Raw genomic sequence first — 23,498 nt, forward strand, 5'->3', positions numbered from 1 at the left:
TTAAAGGATGGAAAGAGCTTAATCAAATTCCTTCCATGTAAATTTTACTTTTGCTTTTCCATATATAGCATTATCCTTTCCAGAGAGCCATGCCCAATTCTGATTGCCATAGTCATAGTGCCACCATTCATCGAAATAATTAGTAAAACCGGCATCTATCATTATGTTGTACAGGAGCCTTCTATTTTTAAGTGCCTCTTCCTCCTCCTCGCTTAACTTTTCTCCTCTCCTTACTTTCTCTTCAAAATAAGTAGTCCTAGCCTTTTCTGTTGTATCATCATAGTCTGTTCCCATATTCAAGAAAAGTCCATTTTCGTCGGCAATAGTTAAATCTATAGCACCGCCAGTATTATGAGGAGATGGTTTATTGGGATCTTTTGAAGGAAGCGCTACAAATTTCAGTGTTTCTTTTATAGCTTCTTCTTCTGAAATCAACGGATTTTCTTTCATTATCCTTTCCTTCAATGTGTCAAAAAGGGACTGTTGCACTGTGATAGGTCTCCATGCATCAAGAATAACCAGCTTGTATTCACTCGGCAATCTGCTAGAAGCTTTTAAAAGTCTTAAGAGAACACCTTTTCTCGAATAGCATTCAGGTAGAGAATTGCCTATACCTTGTATGTAATATTGAGGTCTGCACAATATATGCTCTGGCACTAAGCTTAAAGGTACAAGAGGCTCATTGCTTTCAATTATCTTAATGCTTCTTATTTTGTTCCAATTCCATTCTTCAGAAGGTATAGGAATTGCTCTTTCTATAATTGAAGTATCAATTTTTTTCAATTGACTCACCATTAGTTAACTTTAAAAAGTTTTTCATATAAAAACATTATGTTTATTTTTTGTAGTTTTTAAATTGCTTTTTAATCTGCTAGCAATAGAGGTGGACAGAAATATCACTCTTGTTCAAAAGAGTTCTTTTTCGATTTTCAGAATGTCTATAGAATCCTTTCCCATTTTAATCTGCTTTTAGAGCACTTTTAATCTTCCATATATGCATTCTAAAGAATGTCTCGAACTCAATAATAAAAGGAATTTAACTAAAAATGCTTGAAAAGACTTTTTCAAAAATTCTGTAAGCCTCCTCGTCATACAAACACATAACTACAAGCTTAATGCTGTTGTACCTATAGTTAATGAATACCTTTGACATGATTTCAGCTGCTCTCTCATATGGATAGCCAAAAATTCCCGTTGATATTGCAGGAAAAGCTATTGAGTTTATTTTTAATTCTTCTGCTTTATTTAAAGCCGATGCTACCGCTGATGCTAGCTTTTTATCGCCATTTTCTTCGCCAAACCTAGGACCTACAGCATGTATTACATACTTACATTTAAGCTTTCCAGCATTAGTAACTGCAACACCACCAGTAGGAACAGGCCCAAATTTTTTCACAAATTCTCTGCTTTCTTTCTGAATGATGTATCCCCCTTTTCTCACTATTGCTAAGGCAACTCCTCCTCCATGTTCGAGATAGGAGTTTGCAGCATTTGCTATTGCATCAACTTCGAGTTCTGTTATATCTCCCTGGACTAGCCTAATCTCAACGTTTTTAATAAAAAAAGACTTCATTATAATGAACCTTTTACTTGTTGTTTTTTATTTATAAATAACTGCTATAGCCTCAACTTCGACTTCATACCCTCTTGGCGGTTTAGCGCCTATTACAGATCTAGCAGGCTTGTGATCTTTGAAGAACTCACTATAGACCTTGTTGAAAGAATCAAAGTTAGAAATATCGCTTAGGAACACAGTTACTTTCGCAATGTCTTCTAGCCTACCACCTGCAGCTTCTACAACTGCCTTAATATTCAAAAGACACCTCCTAGCCTGCTCCTCAACTCCACCCTCGACAGGCTTTCCTGTTTCAGGATCTACAGGGATCATACCAGAAATAAACAATATACTACATTCCTTTCCCTCAGAGCATAAAATTTTCCTTGCAACTATGCCTTGAGAATATGGACCAACAGGCTTTGGTGCCTTATCAGTTTGTACTTTTTCAAGCATTTCATCTCTCACCAAAAAAATATTTTTAAAAAATTTGATATAAAATTTAACATCGAAAAATAATATTAAAGCTAATTATAATAAAAGACCGCTTTATATTTAAAGCTGTTTTTGTCACTGAATTACTTAAAAATGAGAAAAATTTAGGTTTTTGCTGTTGCTCCTTTTTCCTCGTCTATAACATATCTTCCTCCTCTCATATAAGAGAAAACCGCCCCAATCAACACTAGTGCTATTGAAATATACAGTGAGTTAGTTAAAGCTGTTTTAAATGATGGTCCTAATACTGTTGGAAGAAATGCCCTCGAATTTAGTATTTCTACAACATTGCTAGGTAAAAGCGAGATTAATGAGCTTGGTATTGCGGATGCCGGATCTACTCCTAGGAATGCGCCAAATAACAGACCACTTACTGGTATTGAGGAAATAAACTTTATGACTTCTTGTGGCAGACCATATGAGGATAAAGTTGTTGAAATTTGAGTTGGCAAGTATTTAGAAAGGAATGTCAACAGTATTGTGAAGAAAATGGCCATGCTTATAGATGATCCAATATTATTGAAAGTCTGCCTCATTCCGTTCCCAGCAGCCCTGTCTTTAGAGCTTAAAGCATTCATTATGGCAGTAGTATTTGGAGCAGAAAATAACCCATTGCCCAAACCGTTGATAAATAACAATATCTCAAACCATGTTCTATCGAAATTATATGGCAATAGAGTCATACCATAAAATGTAATAGCAATTATTATCATTCCCAGAGTAGCGAATGTTCTTGCTCCATATTTATCAGTAAGTATACCTGAAAATGGCGCCATTACGACCATTCCAAGCATCATAGGAATCATATATATGCCTGCCCAAAACGGCGTTTCTTCCCAAGAGTACCCGTGCAGAGGCAAGTAAATTCCCTGAAGCCATATTGTAATAAGGAACATTACCGCACCCCTTGCAAGAGCATTGAAGAAAAGTGCAAGCAAACCATACGTAAATGGTCTTATCTTAAACAAAGAAAGTTGAAATAATGGTGCCTTTGCTTTTTTTTCAATCTCAACAAAAACAATAAAAAGAGCTACTCCTATTATGAATGCTGTTATTACCCATGGATTTCCCCATCCCATTTGTGAATTACCATATGGCATTAGTGCATAAGTGAGACCGAGTGAAATTGCCAGCAACCCTCCTGCTAAAGTAACATTTCCAGGAATATCTAGAGACGTTTTTCCAGTTCCCTTAGTTTTTCTCAGTTTAAATACAGACCACAGAGACCCCGCTACACCAAATGGAACACTTAAAATAAATACCATATGCCAATCGATACCCACCACGAGACCGCCTGCAATTAAACCAAGGAATGTCCCAACAATGAACATTACCTGATTTAATCCTAATGCTTTCCCTCTCTCTGTAAGCGGGAATGCATCTGTAATCAAAGCAGTACTATTCACCATTAATAGTCCGCCTCCTATTGCCTGGACCATCCTCAAGATAATTAATATGAGAGCGCCAAAATTGCCAGAATTGCTCGGAATAAATGATAGAGCTATTGAAGCTATTGAAAATATTATGAATCCAAGCGTGTATGCTCTTTCTCTTCCATGCATATCAGAGATTCTTCCCAAAGTTACAAGAATTGTTGCAAGTATTATGCTGTATCCCATTAGGACCCACAAAAGATAAGCGAACTCTCCTGGGGCAAATGGGTTTATTCCAAGCCCCCTAAAGATGGCTGGAAGGGATATCATTAGTATGTTCATATTCATAGAAGACATTATAACTCCTAGCGATGTGTTTATGAGAACTGTCCACTTATATTCCGTGATCACCACCTCAAATTCTTTCATCGTTACTTCGTTCGTTTGATTTCTGTAAGTGTTTTAAAGTATTATTTCAAATAGAATACTTGATAGTTAATAAAAAGGTTAAAAAGATTTATCAATGTTTTAGAGTATAATACTCATTTGTGATAGACTTGAGAAAATCGATTTAAGAGATTTAACAGAGCTACTCAACTCTTCTAGACCTATCTAGACCTATAATAATTAAAGCAGAACACGATGGAAAAGTTGAGGGATGGTCGCTTCATGGTGGACGCAAATCTCTGTCAATCCTTTATTAATTGGAGTTTCCGTTTCTCCTGAAAGATACACTTATAAGCTGTTAAAAAAATCAAGCACTTTCGCTATAAATTTTCTTGTTGTCAAGTATATAAAAAAACTGTGGATCATAGGAGAAGTGTCAGAAAGGTTATCTAAAAGCAAGTTCTTTTGAAAGGATCAGATTTTCCCATCTAATGAGATAACAAAAACAAACAAAATAAGGAATGAGTTCAAGAAAAAGATAATCACTGAGATCAAAGATAAAAAGGAAAAAGAAGCAATTTTAAAGCTGTTAAAAAGTTACAACTGAAGGCTCGCCCTTTTGGGCGGGAGGAGGTCAGAGTCTCGAAGATGATGATCTTGAATTTTATTTGGAGCTTTCTAAAAAAGAATATTTTTTAGTTTTCTATTTATTAGATTTTTAATGATGATTTTCTATGTTATTGTCTGAGATACCTAAAGAAAAGATTCTTTGGATGTATAAAACGATGTTACTTATAAGAAAGAATGAAGAGGCAGTTGAGAAGTACTACAGAATTGGTAAGATTCCTGGATCTTTGCATTTATATATAGGAGAAGAGGCAGTTGCAGTAGGTGTCGTTGCCAATTTAAATAGAGAGGATGTCATTACAAGCACTCACAGAGGTCATGGACACTTCTTGGCTAAGGGAGGTTCTTTGAAAAAGCTTTGGGCTGAACTTCTTGGAAAGAGAACAGGAGCCTGCAAAGGCAAAGGAGGGAGCATGCATTTATTTGATTTTGAGAATTGCAATCTCGGTTCAAATGGAATTGTAGGCGGGGGGATACCGCATGCTGTGGGTGCTGCACTTTCATTTAAGCTTAGCGAGAGTAAAAATGTAGCTGTGTCCTTCTTTGGCGAGGGGGCAACTAACCAGCAGAACTTCCATGAGGGTTTGAACCTAGCATCAATTTGGAAGCTTCCTGTGATTTTTGTCTGTGAAAACAATCAATATCAAATATCGCTACACTACTCAAAGCAACAAGCAATAGAAGGAGTGGCCAAAAGAGGAATATCTTATGGTATACCGGCGGTTGAAGTTGACGGTCAAGACGTTGTTGCCGTATATGAAGTTGTAAAAAGAGCAGTAGAGCGTGCAAGAAGCAGAGAAGGACCTACTCTTATAGAGGCAAAGACGTATCGGTTTACTGGACATACTATAGATGATAACGAGCTTTATAGAAATAGAGATGAAGTCGAATGGTGGAAGAAAAACAAGGATCCTTTAGCTATATTTGAGAGAAAGATAATAGAAGAGAAAATTTTTGGAAAGGAGGTTCTTGAAAAAATTGCGGAAGATGTTGAGAAAGAAATAGAAGAAACGATTAAGTTTGCAGAGGAGAGCCCATATCCGGAGCCAGAAGAGCTGTTTGAAGATTTGTATTCTACAAAAACTAAAGGAACATTGATATGGAATTGGGAGTGAGTGAGATGAGTGAGAGAGTTATAACTTTTAGAGAGGCGATAAACGAAGCTTTAGACCAAGAAATGCAGGAAAATGCTAAGGTTATATTAATTGGAGAAGATATTGGCAGGTATGGTGGAATTTTTGGGGTGACAAAAAGACTGATTGATAAGTATGGAGAAGAAAGAGTTAGGGATGCACCAACTGCTGAAAGTGGTTTCATTGGCGCCGCGATTGGCGCAGCCATGATGGGATATAGACCTGTAGTTGAACTGATGTTTATTGATTTCATAGGAGTGGCTTTTGATCAAATAATAAATCAAGCTGCAAAAATTAGATATATGAGTGGCGGAGGTATAAGCGTTCCTATTGTTATAAGAACAGTTTCAGGAGCAGGCTTTAGCGGAGGTGCGCAACATAGCCAGTCTCTTCATTCTATTTTACTTCACATACCTGGATTAAAGGTAGTTATGCCTTCAAATCCATTCGACGCTAAAGGTTTGCTAATTTCAAGTATAGAAGATGATGATCCTGTCGTGTTTATTGAGCATAAAGGACTGTATGAAACAAGAGGAGTCGTACCAAAAGAAAAGTATTCTATACCGTTGGGTGTAGCAGACATAAAAAAAGCGGGAAAAGATGTAACAGTTATAGCAACAGCAGTGATGTTGCATAAAACACTTTCAGTTGTAGAAAAGCTTCGCGAAGAAGGAATAAGCGTAGAAGTGATAGATCCAAGAAGCTTAAGACCTTTAGATACTGAAACTATAGCAAACTCTGTTAAGAAAACGGGAAGGCTTGTTGTTGTTGATGAAAGCTATCCGAGATGTAGCTTTGCTACTGATATCGCATCTTTTATCGCAAGTAAATATTTTGAGTATCTTGAGGCCCCCATCAAAATCGTTACCCCTCCTGATACTCCTGTTCCGTACTCTCTGCCTTTAGAGAGAGCCTGGATACCGAATGAAGAAAAGATATATGATGCTATTAAAAAGGTGATAGAATACAAAGCTTAGATATCTAAACTACTTTGATATCCTTTCTAATCTAGAGAAAAATCCTCCTTGCAAATTCCTATGGAGATCGGCTTAACATGTTTTTGATAACAAAATTTTTAAACTATCTTTCAATTTTAAAAAAGCTAGGTCTAGTTCAGCAGCTTTCGATTAAGGACAGGCTAAAAAAGTTTTACAAAAGAGACAAAGATCTTTTAAAGCTTTTAGTCGTATATACACTTTTTAAGCCTATTTTTATAATAATAGCTTATTTAATTAATCCAGAAAACATATATTCTGTAATTGTCAAATGGGACTCCCTTCATTTTTTAAGAATTGCCACAGTAGGATATGCCAATAGTGAAGATTACGCTTTTTCCTATCTTTATCCGTTTTTGATCAAAGTTTTTAGCTATCTTTTTTATGGAAATTACGTTTTTTCGTCTATCTTTATTTCAAACTTATTTGGATATCTAACTATAATTGTTTTTTACAAAACTTATGGATATAAGGCAACGTTTCTTTTGGCTTTTTTCCCAACATTCCTTCTATATTCCTTCGTTCCGTATAGCGATACAGTTACATTATTTTTCATAGCATTAACGCTATATTTGCTTAAAGGAAGAGAAAATAACATCAAAGCAATGATATCATACTCACTTTCAATTTTATCCTCATATACAACTGCAATAACTCTGCCTGCATTTTTTTTAAAAAAGTACAGAAGGTTTATAGTAATTCCCCTTATTTTGGGAGAGATTTTGTTTATGTTTTTTAAGGCATCTACTGGAGATTTTCTCGGCTTGTTTTATATAGAACATGAATATTGGGGCACTGACTTTACAACACCTTGGGGACAAATTAAATGGCTTCTTAATGGATGGTTTACTTCACAAAACTGGAGCGTTTTTGGCTATGTTTTAAAACCTATCTACTGGATAACTAGAAATTTAGCCTTTGAAGCATTCTTTCTTGCGTCTCTCTATCCACTCTTTAGGAGAGATAAATTTGAGTTTTCCTTCTCGTTACTTATAATAATTCAGCTTTTATTAATAATTGGAGTGCCTGCTATTTCTATACCTAGGTTAATTTTGAAATCTCTTCCTTCTTTTTACGGGATTTCCATAATGCTAGACAAAAAATTTTATGTTCCATATGCAACATTAGGCTTAATACTTAGCGTTCTTTTCTTTATTCAGCAGTCTGTTGCATTTTTTGCATGACTTTTTCACGAGTATAATTGATAATAGCAAGGAAATAATATCAATATCAAAATATTAACTTTTATGAAACTCAAAACACTTCGTCTAGGCAGTGAGAAAGCTATAGATTCTTTGAGTTTTTTCAGAGTCACATTTCCCGTTTTCCTAGAAAATCTCTTATGATAATTATTTATTAATCTACTATGCTTAATTATTTAAAAATGTTCTAATAACCAAAAAATTCGGTGATAAAATGAGAAAGATTTCTTCACGAAGTCAGAAAATCTCTCCATCTCTCCACAGATTGATTAGCAACAAAATGGATGAACTAAAAAGAAAGGGAGTGGAAACTTATAACTTTACTCAAGGTCAGCCCGGATTCCCCCCGGACGAAAATATTATAAAAGCAACTTTTGAACATGCTTTAAAAAACAGCTTTGATCACTATAGATACCTTCCAACACAAGGATTGCCAGAACTTAGAACAGATATATCAGATGAGCTCAAAGAAAGCGGAGGAATTAGCATCGATCCGAGCAATATTGTCGTAACATCAGGCGGAATAGAAGCTTTGCATTTGACTTTTTATGCTACTACAGATCCTGGAGATAGAGCATTTTTCCTCGATCCTACTTATAGTGTTTACTGGGATATTGCAAACATGTATAATTTAAAAGTTGATAGTTGCGAGCAAAATGGTGAAGATTTTCAACCAGATCCTGAATGTCTAAAGGAAAAGATAAACAGAAATACATCGCTCATACTTGTAACAAGTCCTGATAACCCAACATCGAGAATCCTATCTGAGGACATATTTAAGCTGATTGCAGACCTTGCAGTAGATAATGACGTTTGGTTACTTTATGATGAGGCATATAGGAACATCATATATGAGGGTAAACACGTTTGGATACAAAAATACAGTAGAACCTTAGAAAAGCTTGTTGGTTTAGACACGTTTTCTAAGGACCTGGCAATACCTGGGCTTAGGTTGGGATATCTTTATGCTGAAAATAAGGACTTAATAAAAGAAGTTTTAAAGCTAAAAGGGATAGTTTCTATTAGTTCGGATTCTTCAGCTCAGTGGATGGCCCATATAGCCTTATCTAGTGGCATGCTCAAAATCTACCTAAGTAAAGTCATTCCCAAGTATCGCTCAAGAAGAGATGCTGCATATGAAACAATAAGGGAATTTCTGCCTGAAGCTAAAGTTACTAAACCAATTGCAGGAATGTATTTGTTCCCAGATCTTTCTCCATATCTTAGCAAAAAAGGTATGGATGATACGTCATTTGCAATAAAGCTAAGTGAAGAAAAAGGAGTGGGTGTTTTACCTGGTTCGATATTTGGTAAAGCTGGAAAAGGTCATGTCAGAATAACATTTGTCACAATGCAAGAAGAGAGAATTAAAAAAGGAATTAAACTTATGTCTGAGTTTTTAACGGCTTAATTCCTAATTCTAAAATTTTCTGAGTAACTAATTATTTTTTTATCATATGTATTGGCTCTCCCAACAGATATTCTGCAATGTCTCTTATAGATTCTGAAACAGTCAAATGAGGATATGTGATTTTAGATGCCTCTTCAATGGTTATCTTGTTTAAATAGAGAGGTAAGTACGAAGAGATGACTTCTGAAGCATGTGGGGCTACTATCTCGATGCCGTAAATTTTCTTACTTTCTTTATCAAGCAATAATTTTATAAAAGATCTCCTTTCATTCCTTATTCTAACAGCCGCTAGATAGTAAATTGGAAGTTTAATTTTCTCATAGTTTATTCCTTTTGAATTCAGCTCGTTTTCTCCCATACCTATCCATGCAATTTCTAGCCCACTGAATATCACCTGCGGTATTGAATAGTAGTCAACATGAAAGCCGTTATTCTCGCTTATCCATTTAGCTGCAGAAATACTCTCTATTATTGCTTTGTGTGCTAGCAGAGGACCACCTACAACGTCTCCCGTTGCATAGATCCCTGAAGCATTTGTCTCAAGTTTTTCATTAACTTTTATGAATCCCCTTTCATCTATCTTTATGCCTAAGTTTTCTAATCCAATGTTTTTGGTTTTTGGCGATCTTCCTGTGCTTATAATCACTTTATCTACTTCAAGCTTTTCATCATTACTCAATAAAACTTGATAATTTTCGCTAACTTTACTTACCCCTTTGAGACTTGTTCTTTCCATAACTTTTACTCCTTTCTCAACTAAATATCCTTTTATAGCTTGAGATACGTCCTTATCAAGGAATGGAAGGATCCTCTCTTTCAATTCAACAAGATAGGTTTGTATACCTAATGAGGAAAACATGTTGGCAAGCTCTACCCCGATAACCCCTCCTCCAACTATTAGCATGCTATTTGGCTTTTCTTTAAGACTAAACACTTCTCTGTTGCTTATTATTCCCTTTTTGTCAAAATCTGCAACAGGAATTTTAGAAGGATCCGTACCCGTAGCCAATATAACATTCTTGGCATCTATCTCGCTATTGTTTTCTTCAATAATAGATATTTTATTCTTCGCTTTTAGAACTCCTTTTCCCTTGAAGTAAGCAATATTGTCATATGAATCAAATAAAGATTCTATACCGTTCCTAACTCCTTTAACTGAGTTATCTGCCCATTCAATGAGTTTTTCCCATTCATAAGAACTGTTTGCGCTTATATTCTTTAGGGTTCTTATAGATTCTGCAAATTGATAAATTGCTTTACTTGGAACGCACCCGTAGTTGGTACATTCCCCTCCTGTTAAATTTTCCTCAATTACTGCAACCTTCAAGCCTTTTTGGGCTAAATATATAGCTCCTGGATAACCTCCAGTTCCACTACCTATTATTGCTACATCGAATTCTTTTTTTATCGTTGACAAGACCTTCACCTTTTTCTAAATTTTTTACTTTTCTAAAAATATTTTTCAAATGTCGAGCAAAATTATTTTGGAGCTTAAAAATTTTTATATATACATTAAATAAATAATTTCTATTTCGTCAAGATTTTCAGAGGTACTGAAAATGTCAGATATAAATGTAAAAAGGACAAAAACCGTTTTTGTTGCGATAGTTGGCAATGAAGAAGAGGGAGAAAAGCCTTTTCTAAGATATGAAATTGACGAAAAGAACCGAGTTATAAAGTTAATAGAAACTTATACCCCTCCAAAACTGAGAGGTAGAGGAATTGCAGAAAAGCTTGTTGATGAAGCTGTAAAATTTGCTAAGGAAAATGAGTTAAAAATAGAGCCTATTTGTAGCTATGCTATTTATTACTTTATAAAACATAGCGAAAAACGAGATCTTTTGGTTGATTGGATGAAAAATAAAAATGAAGAAGAACTAAAAAAGATTTTTGATGAAGCTATCCAAAGAGAAAGAAAATGAGTTTAATGATTAAAATGAAAGTAAATAATATAAGCTTTTATTTTATTTTTATGTAATTATTCTTCCCTTTTAAAAACCAAAAAATCTGGAGGTTGATTTTTCTTGTTTAAAAAAGATGGACAACTGATAGTCATCGCTCTCGGTGGAAATGCTTTTTTGCAAAAAGGGGAAAAAGGCACTGTAGAAGAGCAGTGGAAGAATGTTTATGTAGCTGCAAAGGAAATTGTCGGATTAATAAAAAGAGGATATAAAGTAGTAGTAACTCATGGAAATGGTCCTCAAGTAGGAAATGTTATGGAATGGATAGAAGCTTTAAAAGACAAAATTCCACCGTTAACTATGGATATTGCAGGAGCTATGACTCAAGGATGGATAGGTTATATGTTACAGCAAGCAATTCAAAATGTGCTGATTGAAGAAGGACTTGACCACCACTACCGTGCAGTAACTCTGATAAATCAAGTTATTGTTAAAAAAGACGATCCTGCATGGAACAATCCTACTAAGTATGTAGGTCCATACTATTATAACGAAGAAGAAATTGAAAAATTGAAAAAAGAAAGAGGGTGGGTAATTAAACCGGATCCTAGGGGAGGTTACAGAAGGGTTGTAGCTTCTCCAGATGTCGTCGATAATGTCGAGAAAGAGGCAATTAAATTGCTTTATGAAAATGATTTTATTGTAATTGCAAGCGGTGGTGGTGGAATCCCGGTTGTTGCCGATGAAATAGGAAGATTAGAAGGCAGAGAAGCTGTAATAGACAAAGACTTAGGCGGTCAGCTATTAGCTTCCGTTGTTGATGCAGATATATTCATAATATTGACAGATGTTGAGGGTGCTTACATTAATTATGGAAAGCCTGACCAGAAGCTACTTAAAGAACTTAAAGTTAGTGAAGCGAAAAAGCTTTTAGAGCAAGGCATTTTTGGAGCTGGTAGCATGGGTCCAAAAGTTAAAGCAGCAATAAGATTTGCGGAGAAAACCGGTAAGCCTGCATATATAGGACATCTATATAAACTTCAAGACATATTAGAAGGAAAGTCTGGGACGAAAATATTACCAGACTAATTTTTAATTATTTTAAATATTCTGAGAAATATAAAATCAAAAAGCCAAAGAAATATATGGTAATGTTATATATTTCTAGCAATGCAGTAGAAGGCCATCTCACAAATAAAGATCCTAATAAACTCAACAAAAATAAAATGAGAAAGAGGAAAAAGCTCGTCTTTCTTTTGAGTGTTAACATAGTGATAGAAAATAGAAGCAGTGAAATTGACATTAAAATAAAAAATTCTAGTGATACAAACCAATGAAACTTTGTACCCTCAGGAAACATTCCAATTAAAAATAAATGAAATGCTCCTACTGTATATACACCAACGGAGAAGGCACCAAACTTATTGGATAAAAGCTTTAACATGTAAGGAATATAAGATATTGCAAAGAGAGATGAGATAATCAATGTTATGTTAAATATTGAAGAATATTTTAGTCCAATCCTTCCTAAATCGCTTAGAGCGTTTTTTGAAACATCAAACCATGGATTTAATTTAACCGCTATTAATATTCCAATAAAAGCTATAAGAAAAGCAATAATCCCTTGATACTTAAAATATCTGATCCATTTGCTCGGGTTTTTTCTCATGTTTTATCTCCGATAAAAATTTATAATACTTATCATATAATATTTTTAATAATTAAACAGGAGAATTTTATGAAAATTAAATTATCATTCACCATGGGTATAATATTGCTGTCAATTGGAATTATATTACTTCTTTTTTCCTTTATACTGGCATACAATTCTTTCACCAACTATACACTGGCAATACCTTCAAACTACAGCGATCTTTCTAGTGCTATAATAAATTCAAGCTATGAACTAATAATTCTCGCTGCAAAAATAGCCTTTTTAGGGATCATGGTTTGGATTTCAGGAATATTTATAAAGTATGGAGTAGATGCTTTTAGATTAGAAAAATTTTCTCAATCAAGTGAAAAATAAAATGAAGAGTGTAAAAGTCGGTTTTCTGATTGCTTCTCTATTTGTTTTATTTTTATTTTTACTTCCACTAATTCTTTTCTCTATTGATGCTTTGACAAACAAAAATTTAATAAGCTATAGCTATGAAATAGTTGATTCTGAAACTCCTCATCTAGATTTTAAATTAAACTATAACGGAGATATTTATTTAACAGATTTTAACATAACTATCAACGCATCAAACGAAAGTTTCAATTTTTATGCAGAAAAAGTTCTTCCAAATAGTTCATTGAATTTTTCAATTCCTCTAAACGCTTCTAATTTAAAAGAACTCGAACAATTTAACATTAAATCATATACTCTTTCTTTCAAGATTATGGGTTTATATTTAATTAATACCGGTGTTAAATTTTGAAAATTGCATTGAAAAAGATTATAAAATCAATAACTATTGGACTAATATATAGCGCTTTACTCATTATATTAATATTAACAATACAATTTTTTATTAATACAATTTCTTTTCCTATATTAAAAGAAATATCGCCTCTTTTTTATTTTAATCTAAGAAATTATATTCCATATGTTGTACTCTTTTTATTTTTATCAACAGCTTCCGAAATATTAGAAGGAACCGTATATAGCTTTATAGTTAAAGCAATATCCAAAATTATAGTATTAATGATAATTTTTACTTCTTTTAATAATGGATTTATTTCTTATTCCATAACTCAAGGTAATAGTATAGTAAATATAGAAATTAACTTTAATCCTTTGCTTTATTTGTTTTTTGCTATTTTTATTACATTTATACTATTAGATTTCTTTTCAATGATAAATTTCTATGATAAAAAATAGTATTCTATTTTTTGTTAAACATTTTCGGAAACATTACTCCTTTTTGACCCTGATAATCACCAGAATATGGCTTTTCAACGGGACTTAACAATTTTGCAAATATCAAATGTATAAATCTATCTCCAACATGCAATTTAACTGGAAAAGCTCCTCCGACAACCTCTATTGTGATATTTCCTTCGAATCCAGCGTCAACTATTGTAGGTGGTGCAATTAATCCTAAGCGTGCAAAGGTGCTCCTCAGATTAACAAAAGCCATAAGATCATCTGGAAGCTTAACATACTCTAAAGTATTTAATAAAACTCTTTCATTTGGTTGAATTACAAAAGATTCCCCTTTTTCTATGGTATAATACTGAAACGGATCAAGAAAATTAGCCTTAGAATCAACAGGTTCACTATTGCTTTTAAATCTAGCGATTTCATTTGAAAGTCTTAGGTCAAGGCCATTTTCCCTAACTATTTCTTCATCAAATGGTTCTATAACAATTCTTTTCGTTTTTATATAATATTTTAAATCTCTATCTCCTAATATCATATAACATCGCCGAAATTAAATTATAATTTATACTAACTTCCTTTATAATGTATAGAACTTTACTTTTTTAATTAAAACAACATTAAATATTTGTTTTTAATTCTAATTAATTAAAATGATGAGTGTGGCGGTCTCTGAACCATCATGGTTATGAAGATAAATATAGGAGCCCTTGCTGATTAAAATAATGCATAAAGGTGAAATTAATGAAAATAAAAGGCGTTATTTTGGCTGGTGGAGAGGGAAAAAGGCTTTGGCCAATTTCATATTATATCCAAAAAACGATGATCCCATTAGGACCAGAAGAAAAGCCTCTTCTTGAATTTATTATAAGATTGTTAAAACTTAATGGAATCAACGATATTGTAATTTTAATAGGTTACAAAGGAAACCAAATAAAAAATTATTTCGGAAATGGAGAAAGGTTTAATGTAAATATAGATTACAGCGAAGACGATGAAAATTACAAAGGAAGTGCTGGAGCGCTTTTAAAAGCATATATTAATGGTTTATTTAATGATACAGAAAATGTTCTTATTTACTATGGTGACATACTTGGTGATTTTAATTTAAAAGAAATGATGATGTTTCATAGTTCTAGAAATGCTGATGCAACTTTAATGGTAACTGAAAAATATAATGTTCCAGTTGGAATTGCTAAAATTGAAAATGATAAAATAATAGAATTAAAAGAAAAACCTTGGCTTGAGCTAAATGCAACGATCGGAATTCTTACAATGAAAACTAATTTAATTTCTTTAATTAAAAAAATTCATAAAAAAGAAACTGATATTATGAGCGATTTTATTCCGTTTTTAATAAAAGAAAATTATTTGATCTTGCCATACTTCTTTAAAGATAAATGGTATGATATAGGCAGTATCGAAAGATATGAAAAAATAGATAAAACATGGCTAAATTCTATTTATCAAAAGTTGTTCTATCAGTTTTAGTAACCCTTACTACCCCTTAATTTCTTATAGAGTCGTATAAAGATATTTGTTATGAATTTACAAATAATATTTTTATACAAACTTTTTTTATATTTCTATTTTTATAGATATTGTTTTCCATAAGAAACTAAGGGGTGTGTCGGGAAGTTTGACTAAGCTATGATTTTTAAATTAAATTCTTATTTTTGACTTGTTCCATAAGAAACTAAGGGGTGTTTCCTTTTTGAAAAATTCTCTTCTTAAAAAAATTCTTTAGTAAACTAATATGTAAACAACCCCTTTTTTTCTTGTGGAACTAGTGGATTAAAGTTTAATTTATAATATTTTGATTTATTTTTATAATGAGATTTTAAGAAAAATATATGGTAGTGAAGCTAGATGGAAGAAAATAAAAAAGAAATTATTCTAGATCCTTGGGGATATTCTTCTATAGAAGATTATGATAAGCTTTTTACATTGTTTGGGATAAGACCATTCAAAGAAGTAATTCATTATTTTGAAAATCCATCAATATTGATGAAAAGAGGAATAGTTTTTGGGCATAGAGATTTTGACGTTGTTTTAAGGGCTTTTAAAGAAGGGAAAAAAGTAACATTACTTACAGGATTTATGCCTAGTGGAAAACTTCATTTTGGGCATAAAGCTCTTTTCGATCAAATAATATACTATCAAAAGCAAGGCTTTCATATAAATTTAGCATTAGCTGATATCGAAGCATATTCTGTTAGGAAGGTAGAAAGAAAAGAAACTATTCGTTTAGCTATAGAAGAATATGTTGCAAATGCAATAGCATTAGGATTGGAGAAAAAAAATCTAAGAATATATTTTCAAAGCGCAACAAAACCTGCTTACTACAGATTAATACAGATGTTTAGTCAAAAAGTTACAATGGCAGAAATGACAGCTATTTACGGAGATTTAACTCCTGGAAAGATAGTATCAGTATTTACGCAGGCTGCAGATATATTGCATCCTATGCTTGAGGAGTTTGGAGGATATGATTATGTTTTTGTTCCAGTTGGAGCTGATCAGGATCCTCATATAAGATTTACAAGAGATATTTCTGATAGATTTTCCTCAGAATTAGGATTCAGAAGGCCTGCGAGTACTTATCATAGATTTATGACCGGTCTTGATGGAGGAAAAATGAGTAGTAGCAGACCTGAAAGCGCTATATTTTTAAGTGATCCTCCTGAAATCGTTGTAAAAAAATTAAATAATGCGCTGACTGGTGGAAGAGCTACTATTGAGGAACAGAAAAGACTTGGGGGAGAACCTCTAAAATGTGCAATATATGAAATGTACTTGTACCATTTAATGCCAAATGATAAGGATCTTCTTGATATATTTATGAGATGTAGGAGAGGAGAACTTCTTTGTGGAGAAGATAAGAAATTAGCTATAGAAAAAACATTGAAGTTTTTGGACGATCATAGGAAAAAGCTTGAACAGGCAAAAGATGTTGCAGAAAGCTACATCGAAGAAATTCCAAAATTTTAGCATTTTACTCCATCTACTTCTAAATTAAATCTTTCAATAAGATTACATAAATCTTCTTCTGGAACGAGTGCTTCTTTTCCAGTTTCAGTTTTTATATATAGAATTTTTCCCCATTTTTCTATTATGGCCTTTTCTTTTTTCATTTTTATAACCCTTATTAACAAAAACATTTTCAGTATTAGTAGTTATAATTAAAATAAATAATTATTGAAGTGGGAAAAATGCCTAATGCAAAGCAACTAGCAGTTATCATAATTGGAATTGCTTTCATATCACTAATGGTATTTGCAATAGTTGTACCCATATTTTCAGGTTTCGGGATACAACCCATAGTAAATTCTGAAGGAGTATACGTATATTATCATAATAAATGGATAAAAGAAAATACTAATAACACAGCATGGTTTCCAAAAGACAATGGAACCTATTTGATATATCTAAGGAATCTAAATTGTCCTGCGTGCCAAAATTTTGATCCTGTTTGGTCTGAATATATGACAAATTATTTACTTAGCAAGAATCCATACAATATTACACCAGTTGAAATTGTTTGTACATATTTTTCTAGTAGCTGCACAGATCCGTCAGCTAAAGCAACATTCAGCTTTTATGAACAACTTTTAGGAAATTACTTCGGCACTCCATATTTAGTGCTTATTTCCAATTTATCTTTTATTTATTACAACTTTCCACCGATAAATAACACAGGCTATTTTGATGCTTCCTTATTAAATCAAACAATATCAACGGTCCTTTATAATTATCTTAATAAAAATGGAACTTCATAAAACTTGAAAAGTGATGTTTAATGTTGCCAGCTAATAAACCTATATTTGTCATTAATTATAAGGCATATGAAACGAGCTATGGACATCAAGCTTTATTAATTGCAAAAGCATCTGAAAAAGCGGAGTTAGAATTTAGTATAAAAACGATAATAGCGGTTCCCTTTACTGAAATATGGAGAATTTCTAAAGAAGTGTCAATAGATGTTATCGCTCAGCACGTTGATCCAATAATACCTGGTCAAGGAACAGGCTTTATAACAGCAGAAATGATCGCTGGTTCAGGGGGGAAAGGATCAATTCTTAATCACAGTGAACATAAGCTGAAAATTTTTGAAATCGAAAAAGGAATAGAAAGGCTTAAGCTAAATAACTTATACAGTATAGTTTGTGCAGAGACTCCAAGATCTTCGCTTGCAGTTGCAAACCTCGGTGCAGATATCGTTGCAATGGAACCACCAGATCTTATAGGAACAGGAGTAAGCGTTTCAAAATCTAAACCTGAACTAGTTACTAAAACGGTTGAAAAAATACGAAATTCTGGTTTTAAAAAAATTCCAATTCTTGTTGGTGCTGGTATAGTTGATAAAGAGGACGCAAGAAAAGCCATTAAGCTAGGTGCTGATGGAATTCTTGTTTCAAGCATAATAATGAAATCAAAAGAACCAGAAAAAAAGATATTTGAGCTTGCTGAAGGATTAAATAGTTTAAACAAATAAGTATTCAAAATTTTTATTTTTTAAATTTACCAGCCTCTCAAATATTTCAGTATTTCATCTGAAACTTTGCCATTTAATACATCTTTTATTGATTCTTCTATTATTTCGATACCCTTGTCTAATTCATTTATATCTATATTAAGCGGTGGCGCGATTCTTAAAACGTTTCCGTATTTGCCAAAAGTTATTAAGATTAGACCTTTTTCCCAAGCTCTCCAACAAATTTTTAAAGCTAAACTTTTATCTGGCTCTTTTAATTTAGTATTTTTCACGATATCGATTCCTATCATCAATCCTTTGCCTCTGATATCGCCTATTATAGAAAATTTTTCGCTCATTTCTCTAAATCTTTTTATAGCATAATTGCCTAATTCATAAGCTTTTTTGATTAATCCCTCTTTTTTAATTGTTTCTATTGTAGCAATTGCAGCGCTTGCATTTATTGCATGACCTGTATGAGTAAATACAAGCAACGGAGGAGGAATGCTATCTATTATTTCTTTTTTACCGATAACAGCAGAAATGGGCATACCCCCGCCTAAAGCTTTCGCACTAATAAGTATGTCAGGTTCAATGTTATAGTGCTCTATTGCCCACCATTTTCCAGTTCTTCCCATACCACTCTGAACTTCCTCATCGATAAGTAAGATATTATAATTTTGCGCAAGTTTTCTAAGTCCTTCTATAAAGCCTTTTGGCGGTACGATTACTCCTGCATCGCCTTGTATAGGTTCAAAAATTACGGCACTAACATCTTCATTTACATTTTTTATTTTTTTCTCAATGTTTTCAAGTGCAATATTTGAAAGCTCTAAAGGATCTTCATAACCGTCAATATTCCACGGATTTCTATAAGGATCGGGATATTCGACAAATAAAACGTCCTTTGAAGGGAAAACTGTATCTTTAAGCTGAGGATCGATTATACCAGTTGCAGAAAGCGCTCCGTAAGTTGTTCCGTGATATGAACCGTAAAAAGATATTATGCCTTTTTTCTTTTTGTATGCCCTTGCAACTTTTAATGCAATATCAACAGAATCTGAACCTGAGAATCCGAAGGCTACTTTCTTTTCAAAAGATCCTGGCGTTATTTCAATAAGATATTTAGCTAGCTTAACAGGGTTTTCTTCATAAAAATATGCTATCGTATAATTTAAAACCTTTTCAGTTTGTTCTTTAATAGCATTAACTACATTTGGATGTCTATGGCCAATATTATATACCGCCGCACTGGTTAAGAAATCGATATATTCATTTCCGTCTGCATCCCATACTTTTGAGCCTTCTGTTTTAGTAATAGCAATAGGGAAATACTTTAAAGCTGAAGCTGAGGAAATATATTCTTCATCAAGTTTTACGATTTCTAAATTTTTTTCTATCTTTTTAGAAGTAAATTTTAAAATATCATCCCACTTCATTTTTCCCACCTATCAACGTTTTTAAATTAAAATTTTGACATATCAAATTTAGTTCCAAAAGGAAGCAATTCAGTCATAAGGTGAAGTCCCGGAGGCATATATAGGATTTTTTCAGCAACATTCAGAAGCATTGAAACAGTACCAAGATCTCCAGGAGTACCTGTACTCTTCCATGTGATATTATAATCCTTACCTTCTATGCTTATTTCTTCAAATTCAGGTGCTCCAACATAAGCTTGGAAATCTATTCTAACAATATCTTTATCATTAAGGTACCCTACTCCATAACCTCTCATTCCCTTATTCATTCCTTTCTTAACTTTTATGCCATTTTGTTCTATATCGTCTTCTGCTAATATGAGTTCAGAACTCTCTTCAACCTTTGAGAGATTTACCCCACCTGATAGTGCAACAAGGTATACAGATTCAGCATATCCAACATGCCCAGAGATTTCTTTTTTCATCAGCTTTTCTAGTACAACTTCAGGAGGCTCACCAACTCCGATCTTTTTCCTAAAAGACTCTCGCCTCTTTGATGCATCTAAACTCCTTATAGCTTTGATCTTTTTTACGAGAGAAACAGATGATGAAAGAGTAGCTACCAAAGTATCAAATATAAATCCAGGATTTATTCCAGTACCTATTATAGGAATCATATAAGAGCTGGCAAGCTTATCGAGCTTTAATGCTAAAATTGGGTATCTATAATAGGGGAAAGATAAGGTTTCGCAGGAAGATACTATAGGCAGTCCTAGCTTAATTATGTTAGCAAGCTGCTCAAATACTGAATCTAAAAAGGATCCTGTTGTATGTATAATAACATCAGAATTTTCTAAAATATTTAAATTATTGGTTACTTTTGCTCCTATTTTTTCTTTTCCAACAATCTCCCCAATGTCTTTATCTAAAATTTCTTTATTCACGTCTACAGCCCCAGAAATTTCATATCCTCTTTCTAATGCTACGTTGGCAACTAGCTTTCCTATTGCTCCAAATCCATATATGCCTAATTTAATACGGATCACCTCATACGAAGTTGTTTCTCATTAGTCTAAGAGAGTTCTCATATGCTACTTTTCTTACGTCACTATCATTCATGCCTTTCTCTGCAAGCTTTTCAAGAAGATTAGGCAATTTATCTACAGATTCAAGTCCTTCTGGAGAGGGAAGTCCCATCAGTCCTAGAAAGTCAGTACCTATAGCTATGTTTTCTGCTCCATAATTTTCATACACATACATAACATGGTCAACCAGCTCATCAAGAGTAGGTCTCGGTCTGTTTGAAATTAATGGACCAATTACCGAAAAACCCAAAATTCCCCCGTTTTTATGAAGCAGTTCTAGCAATTCATCATCGACGTTTCTGCTTCTATCAATCAGCTTTCTCACATTTGCGTGACTTATCATTACAGGTCTCTTGCTTATTTCAATAGCTTCTACAGAAGTTTTCTTGCTTGCATGTGCCAAATCAACAATTATTCCTAATCTATTGGCCATCTTTACGAGTTCTTCTCCCATCTCACTTAAACCTGTATCTTTTTTTGCTCCGCACCCCGTTCCATATTTATTTACGTAGTTCCAAGTTATTCCTATGCTTCTCAGTCCGATTTTCTTTAATAAGACGAGGTCGTAGGGCTCATCAAGAGCCTCAGCCCCCTCAAGATGAAGAACGAAGCAAAGTCTTTCTTCCTTTATACAACTCTCGACATCTTCCACCCTCTCAACTATTTTTATTTTGTACGCATCTGATAGCTTATAGTATATAGAAACATGCTCCCATAAAAGCGCCTGTGGGACTCTGTATCCTGTTGCTGGAAGCCATTTTCCATATATCTTTTCCAGTTCCTTAGATTCTTCCGGCCTAAAAGTTTCTATTCCAGGAAAGATTGCAGAGAAGACACACCTCACTTTTCCCCTTTTATACTTTGGTATATCCGCCTCCCTTCCAGGAATGTCCTCTCCAAAGTTACCATAAGGAGCTCCTCCCTCACCAGGATATAGAAAATATGAGGAGACGTCCTCATGGTGATCAATAATTGGTAAGCTTTCAAAAAGATTTCCCATTTTTCCACCCAATTAGAAGTTTATTAAATTATTATGTAAAATAAAAAAATAAAAAATTTTTGAACGATGTTTTTATTTGGTCTCTGTTTTTGCCTCCTTCTTTCCATAAATTACATCGTAGTATTCTCCAAGCAAATTCCTTGCCACAGTCTCAATGCCGAGTTTATTCATCCTTCTCTTTGCAAACGGATAGATTATCATTCCGAGAACTATCCATAGTATCAGGATCATATATTCATATGGCCAGACGAGGCTGAGAGAGGTCCCAGGTATTATTGAAACTAGTATCACCGTTAAAGTTATACCCGATCCAAGGATCCCAACAAGATACCCAGCTGGAACCTTGAAATACCTAGGTATGTTTGGATACTTTCTTCTTGTCAATATCATTGACAATGTTGACAACAACCAACACGTTCCAAGCCCAACTCCGCTGATATCCAGGAACCATATGAGCCCTTGCTCACCTAAACTTCCAAATATTATTGAAATTATTGTAACAAATATCAAAGCAATGGTTGGAGTTCCGTATTTTGGATGTATTCTTTCGAATTGGCTCGGAAATAGGCCTTCTCTAGCCAATGCAAAGACCATCCTAGAAGTTGTCATGACTGTTGGTATCCATGAAGTAACGAGTCCCAAAAATGACGCGAGCCATGCAATTAGTCCAAGCCATATAGAATACCTTGACATAAGCTCTATAGTCCCTCTGTGCGCAATTGCATAGGATTGCTGCCATGGGACAAATAAGCTTCCTGCAAACATCATTGTCATGTAGAAGGCTCCAGCGACAAGAACGCTTCCTGCAATTACCAATCCAAACGTTCTAGGCTTGATTTTTATCTCTTCTGCAAGCGCAGGCAGTCCTTCGAACCCGCTTAGATAACCTATTGATATGAGCCCAAACCTGAGTCCCAAACCTAACGGATTTTCGCCCTGCGGAAATGGCGATGGATTGGCGAAGTTTGATATCGATCCTTTAAATAACGCTGTGATTAATATTGTTGCCCCTGCGAGCAACAACATTATAAACATAATGAGCTGAGCTTGACCGGTCAACGAGACACTTCTATAGTTTAATATTAAAATAAGAATGGCGCTAGTTATACCTAAAAGCAGTGCGGGCAAGTATACAGGCACTCCTGCAATTGAATATATTGGGATCGTATAAAGTGATGGCAACCACCAACTTAAGAGCAAGCTAATACCTATAACGTAAAATGCCGCGCCTGCGAGGACAGAGGAAAGAATGAACATCCATCCAACAAAAAATGATCCCAAAGGACCAAGTGTTGGGAAAACGAATGCTACTTCTCCTCCAGCTTTTGGAATTGTGGATCCCATTTCAGCATATGCTAAAGCAACCAGAAATGCCATTAAGGTTCCTATAGCATATCCAAGTATTACTCCTCCAGGACCATATATCGAATAGAACCTTGTATTCATATAGGCCCAGCTTGTACCAATAATTCCGGCAGCGCCAAGTGCTAGCAACTGAGGCCAAGATAATACTCTTTTTAATGACACAAACATACCACCACTTAGTTTTTTAATTAATAACTATAAAATAAAAAAT

At 33.9% G+C, this 23,498-nt stretch carries 25 protein-coding genes; 13 read left to right on the forward strand and 12 right to left on the reverse strand.

Going from position 1 to position 23,498, the window contains the following annotated elements; translation table 11 throughout:
• Window positions 1–18 precede the first annotated feature (18 nt).
• The 4 genes from FFONT_RS04350 to FFONT_RS04365 all read right to left on the reverse strand — a co-directional run bounded on the left by FFONT_RS04350 (window position 19) and on the right by FFONT_RS04365 (window position 3,834).
• Window positions 19–792, reverse strand: coding sequence for a M15 family metallopeptidase (locus FFONT_RS04350; protein WP_425276988.1), 774 nt, complete (start codon window positions 790–792; stop codon window positions 19–21).
• 244 nt (window positions 793–1,036) lie between these two features.
• Window positions 1,037–1,573 (reverse strand): ADP-ribose-binding protein, encoded by a 537-nt coding sequence (locus tag FFONT_RS04355; protein WP_014558017.1) that lies wholly within the window; start codon window positions 1,571–1,573, stop codon window positions 1,037–1,039.
• A 27-nt stretch (window positions 1,574–1,600) separates the two neighbouring features.
• On the reverse strand, window positions 1,601–2,011 hold the full coding sequence (locus FFONT_RS04360; RefSeq protein WP_148683649.1) for a Rid family detoxifying hydrolase: 411 nt from the start codon (window positions 2,009–2,011) through the stop codon (window positions 1,601–1,603).
• A gap of 143 nt (window positions 2,012–2,154) precedes the next feature.
• The gene (locus FFONT_RS04365) at window positions 2,155–3,834 is read right to left on the reverse strand and encodes an MFS transporter (RefSeq protein WP_211206215.1); all 1,680 of its coding nucleotides are present in this window, start codon (window positions 3,832–3,834) and stop codon (window positions 2,155–2,157) included.
• Between the two features lie 247 nt (window positions 3,835–4,081).
• Between FFONT_RS04365 and FFONT_RS04370 the strand changes: the two genes are divergently transcribed.
• The 5 genes from FFONT_RS04370 to FFONT_RS04390 all read left to right on the forward strand — a co-directional run bounded on the left by FFONT_RS04370 (window position 4,082) and on the right by FFONT_RS04390 (window position 9,178).
• Window positions 4,082–4,279, forward strand: a complete 198-nt coding sequence (locus FFONT_RS04370; RefSeq protein WP_014558020.1) for a flavin reductase — start codon at window positions 4,082–4,084, stop codon at window positions 4,277–4,279.
• 265 nt (window positions 4,280–4,544) lie between these two features.
• Window positions 4,545–5,552, forward strand: coding sequence for a thiamine pyrophosphate-dependent dehydrogenase E1 component subunit alpha (locus FFONT_RS04375; RefSeq protein WP_014558021.1), 1,008 nt, complete (start codon window positions 4,545–4,547; stop codon window positions 5,550–5,552).
• A 5-nt stretch (window positions 5,553–5,557) separates the two neighbouring features.
• Window positions 5,558–6,547, forward strand: coding sequence for an alpha-ketoacid dehydrogenase subunit beta (locus FFONT_RS04380; protein WP_148683650.1), 990 nt, complete (start codon window positions 5,558–5,560; stop codon window positions 6,545–6,547).
• A 77-nt stretch (window positions 6,548–6,624) separates the two neighbouring features.
• Entirely contained in the window at window positions 6,625–7,749 is a 1,125-nt protein-coding gene (locus FFONT_RS04385) for a hypothetical protein (RefSeq protein WP_014558023.1), read from the forward strand.
• Between the two features lie 232 nt (window positions 7,750–7,981).
• Entirely contained in the window at window positions 7,982–9,178 is a 1,197-nt protein-coding gene (locus FFONT_RS04390; RefSeq protein WP_014558024.1) for a pyridoxal phosphate-dependent aminotransferase, read from the forward strand.
• 31 nt (window positions 9,179–9,209) lie between these two features.
• Here FFONT_RS04390 and lpdA read toward each other — a convergent pair whose 3' ends face one another.
• Window positions 9,210–10,604 carry a dihydrolipoyl dehydrogenase gene (gene lpdA / locus FFONT_RS04395; RefSeq protein WP_014558025.1) on the reverse strand — a complete coding sequence of 465 codons (1,395 nt, stop codon included), beginning with the start codon at window positions 10,602–10,604 and terminating at the stop codon, window positions 9,210–9,212.
• Between the two features lie 133 nt (window positions 10,605–10,737).
• Between lpdA and FFONT_RS04400 the strand changes: the two genes are divergently transcribed.
• Together FFONT_RS04400 and arcC are read left to right on the forward strand one after the other, a co-directional pair.
• The gene (locus FFONT_RS04400) at window positions 10,738–11,100 is read left to right on the forward strand and encodes a GNAT family N-acetyltransferase (protein WP_014558026.1); all 363 of its coding nucleotides are present in this window, start codon (window positions 10,738–10,740) and stop codon (window positions 11,098–11,100) included.
• 102 nt (window positions 11,101–11,202) lie between these two features.
• Entirely contained in the window at window positions 11,203–12,168 is a 966-nt protein-coding gene (arcC, locus tag FFONT_RS04405; protein WP_014558027.1) for a carbamate kinase, read from the forward strand.
• A gap of 7 nt (window positions 12,169–12,175) precedes the next feature.
• Here arcC and FFONT_RS04410 read toward each other — a convergent pair whose 3' ends face one another.
• A complete protein-coding gene (locus tag FFONT_RS04410) occupies window positions 12,176–12,748 on the reverse strand; it encodes a DUF998 domain-containing protein (protein ID WP_014558028.1) in 573 nt (190 codons plus the stop codon).
• A gap of 69 nt (window positions 12,749–12,817) precedes the next feature.
• On the opposite strand from FFONT_RS04410, the gene FFONT_RS04415 reads away from it, so the two are divergent.
• Together FFONT_RS04415 and FFONT_RS04420 are read left to right on the forward strand one after the other, a co-directional pair.
• Window positions 12,818–13,108: a hypothetical protein gene (locus FFONT_RS04415; protein ID WP_148683651.1), complete on the forward strand. Its 291-nt coding sequence runs from the start codon at window positions 12,818–12,820 to the stop codon at window positions 13,106–13,108.
• A gap of 1 nt (window position 13,109) precedes the next feature.
• Window positions 13,110–13,502, forward strand: coding sequence for a hypothetical protein (locus FFONT_RS04420; protein ID WP_014558030.1), 393 nt, complete (start codon window positions 13,110–13,112; stop codon window positions 13,500–13,502).
• Between the two features lie 447 nt (window positions 13,503–13,949).
• On the opposite strand, the gene dcd is transcribed toward FFONT_RS04420, so the two are convergent.
• Entirely contained in the window at window positions 13,950–14,483 is a 534-nt protein-coding gene (gene dcd / locus FFONT_RS04425; RefSeq protein WP_014558032.1) for a dCTP deaminase, read from the reverse strand.
• Between the two features lie 206 nt (window positions 14,484–14,689).
• Here dcd and FFONT_RS04430 point away from each other — a divergent pair, with 206 nt between their 5' ends.
• The gene (locus tag FFONT_RS04430; RefSeq protein WP_014558033.1) at window positions 14,690–15,436 is read left to right on the forward strand and encodes a nucleotidyltransferase family protein; all 747 of its coding nucleotides are present in this window, start codon (window positions 14,690–14,692) and stop codon (window positions 15,434–15,436) included.
• Window positions 15,437–15,814: 378 nt separating this feature from the next.
• Window positions 15,815–16,936, forward strand: a complete 1,122-nt coding sequence (locus FFONT_RS04435; RefSeq protein WP_014558034.1) for a tryptophan--tRNA ligase — start codon at window positions 15,815–15,817, stop codon at window positions 16,934–16,936.
• Here the strand turns inward: FFONT_RS04435 and FFONT_RS06990 are convergent.
• On the reverse strand, window positions 16,933–17,079 hold the full coding sequence (locus FFONT_RS06990; protein ID WP_158308316.1) for a hypothetical protein: 147 nt from the start codon (window positions 17,077–17,079) through the stop codon (window positions 16,933–16,935). The two genes, FFONT_RS04435 and FFONT_RS06990, sit on opposite strands and share 4 nt — an antisense overlap.
• A gap of 78 nt (window positions 17,080–17,157) precedes the next feature.
• Between FFONT_RS06990 and FFONT_RS04440 the strand changes: the two genes are divergently transcribed.
• Both FFONT_RS04440 and tpiA read left to right on the forward strand, forming a co-directional pair.
• Window positions 17,158–17,724: a hypothetical protein gene (locus FFONT_RS04440; RefSeq protein WP_148683652.1), complete on the forward strand. Its 567-nt coding sequence runs from the start codon at window positions 17,158–17,160 to the stop codon at window positions 17,722–17,724.
• A 20-nt stretch (window positions 17,725–17,744) separates the two neighbouring features.
• Window positions 17,745–18,440 carry a triose-phosphate isomerase gene (gene tpiA, locus FFONT_RS04445; RefSeq protein ID WP_014558037.1) on the forward strand — a complete coding sequence of 232 codons (696 nt, stop codon included), beginning with the start codon at window positions 17,745–17,747 and terminating at the stop codon, window positions 18,438–18,440.
• Between the two features lie 26 nt (window positions 18,441–18,466).
• On the opposite strand, the gene FFONT_RS04450 is transcribed toward tpiA, so the two are convergent.
• From FFONT_RS04450 to FFONT_RS04465, 4 genes are all read right to left on the reverse strand, one after another.
• Window positions 18,467–19,858 (reverse strand): aspartate aminotransferase family protein, encoded by a 1,392-nt coding sequence (locus FFONT_RS04450; RefSeq protein WP_148683653.1) that lies wholly within the window; start codon window positions 19,856–19,858, stop codon window positions 18,467–18,469.
• 26 nt (window positions 19,859–19,884) lie between these two features.
• A complete protein-coding gene (locus tag FFONT_RS04455; RefSeq protein WP_014558039.1) occupies window positions 19,885–20,883 on the reverse strand; it encodes a dihydrodipicolinate reductase in 999 nt (332 codons plus the stop codon).
• 1 nt (window position 20,884) lies between these two features.
• Window positions 20,885–21,922 (reverse strand): dipeptidase, encoded by a 1,038-nt coding sequence (locus FFONT_RS04460; RefSeq protein ID WP_148683654.1) that lies wholly within the window; start codon window positions 21,920–21,922, stop codon window positions 20,885–20,887.
• Between the two features lie 72 nt (window positions 21,923–21,994).
• Window positions 21,995–23,455, reverse strand: coding sequence for an APC family permease (locus FFONT_RS04465; RefSeq protein ID WP_014558041.1), 1,461 nt, complete (start codon window positions 23,453–23,455; stop codon window positions 21,995–21,997).
• Window positions 23,456–23,498 lie beyond the last annotated feature (43 nt).

Origin of the sequence: Fervidicoccus fontis Kam940, from assembly GCF_000258425.1 — an archaeon.
In the GTDB taxonomy this organism is placed as follows: Archaea; Thermoproteota; Thermoprotei_A; order Sulfolobales; family Fervidicoccaceae; genus Fervidicoccus; species Fervidicoccus fontis.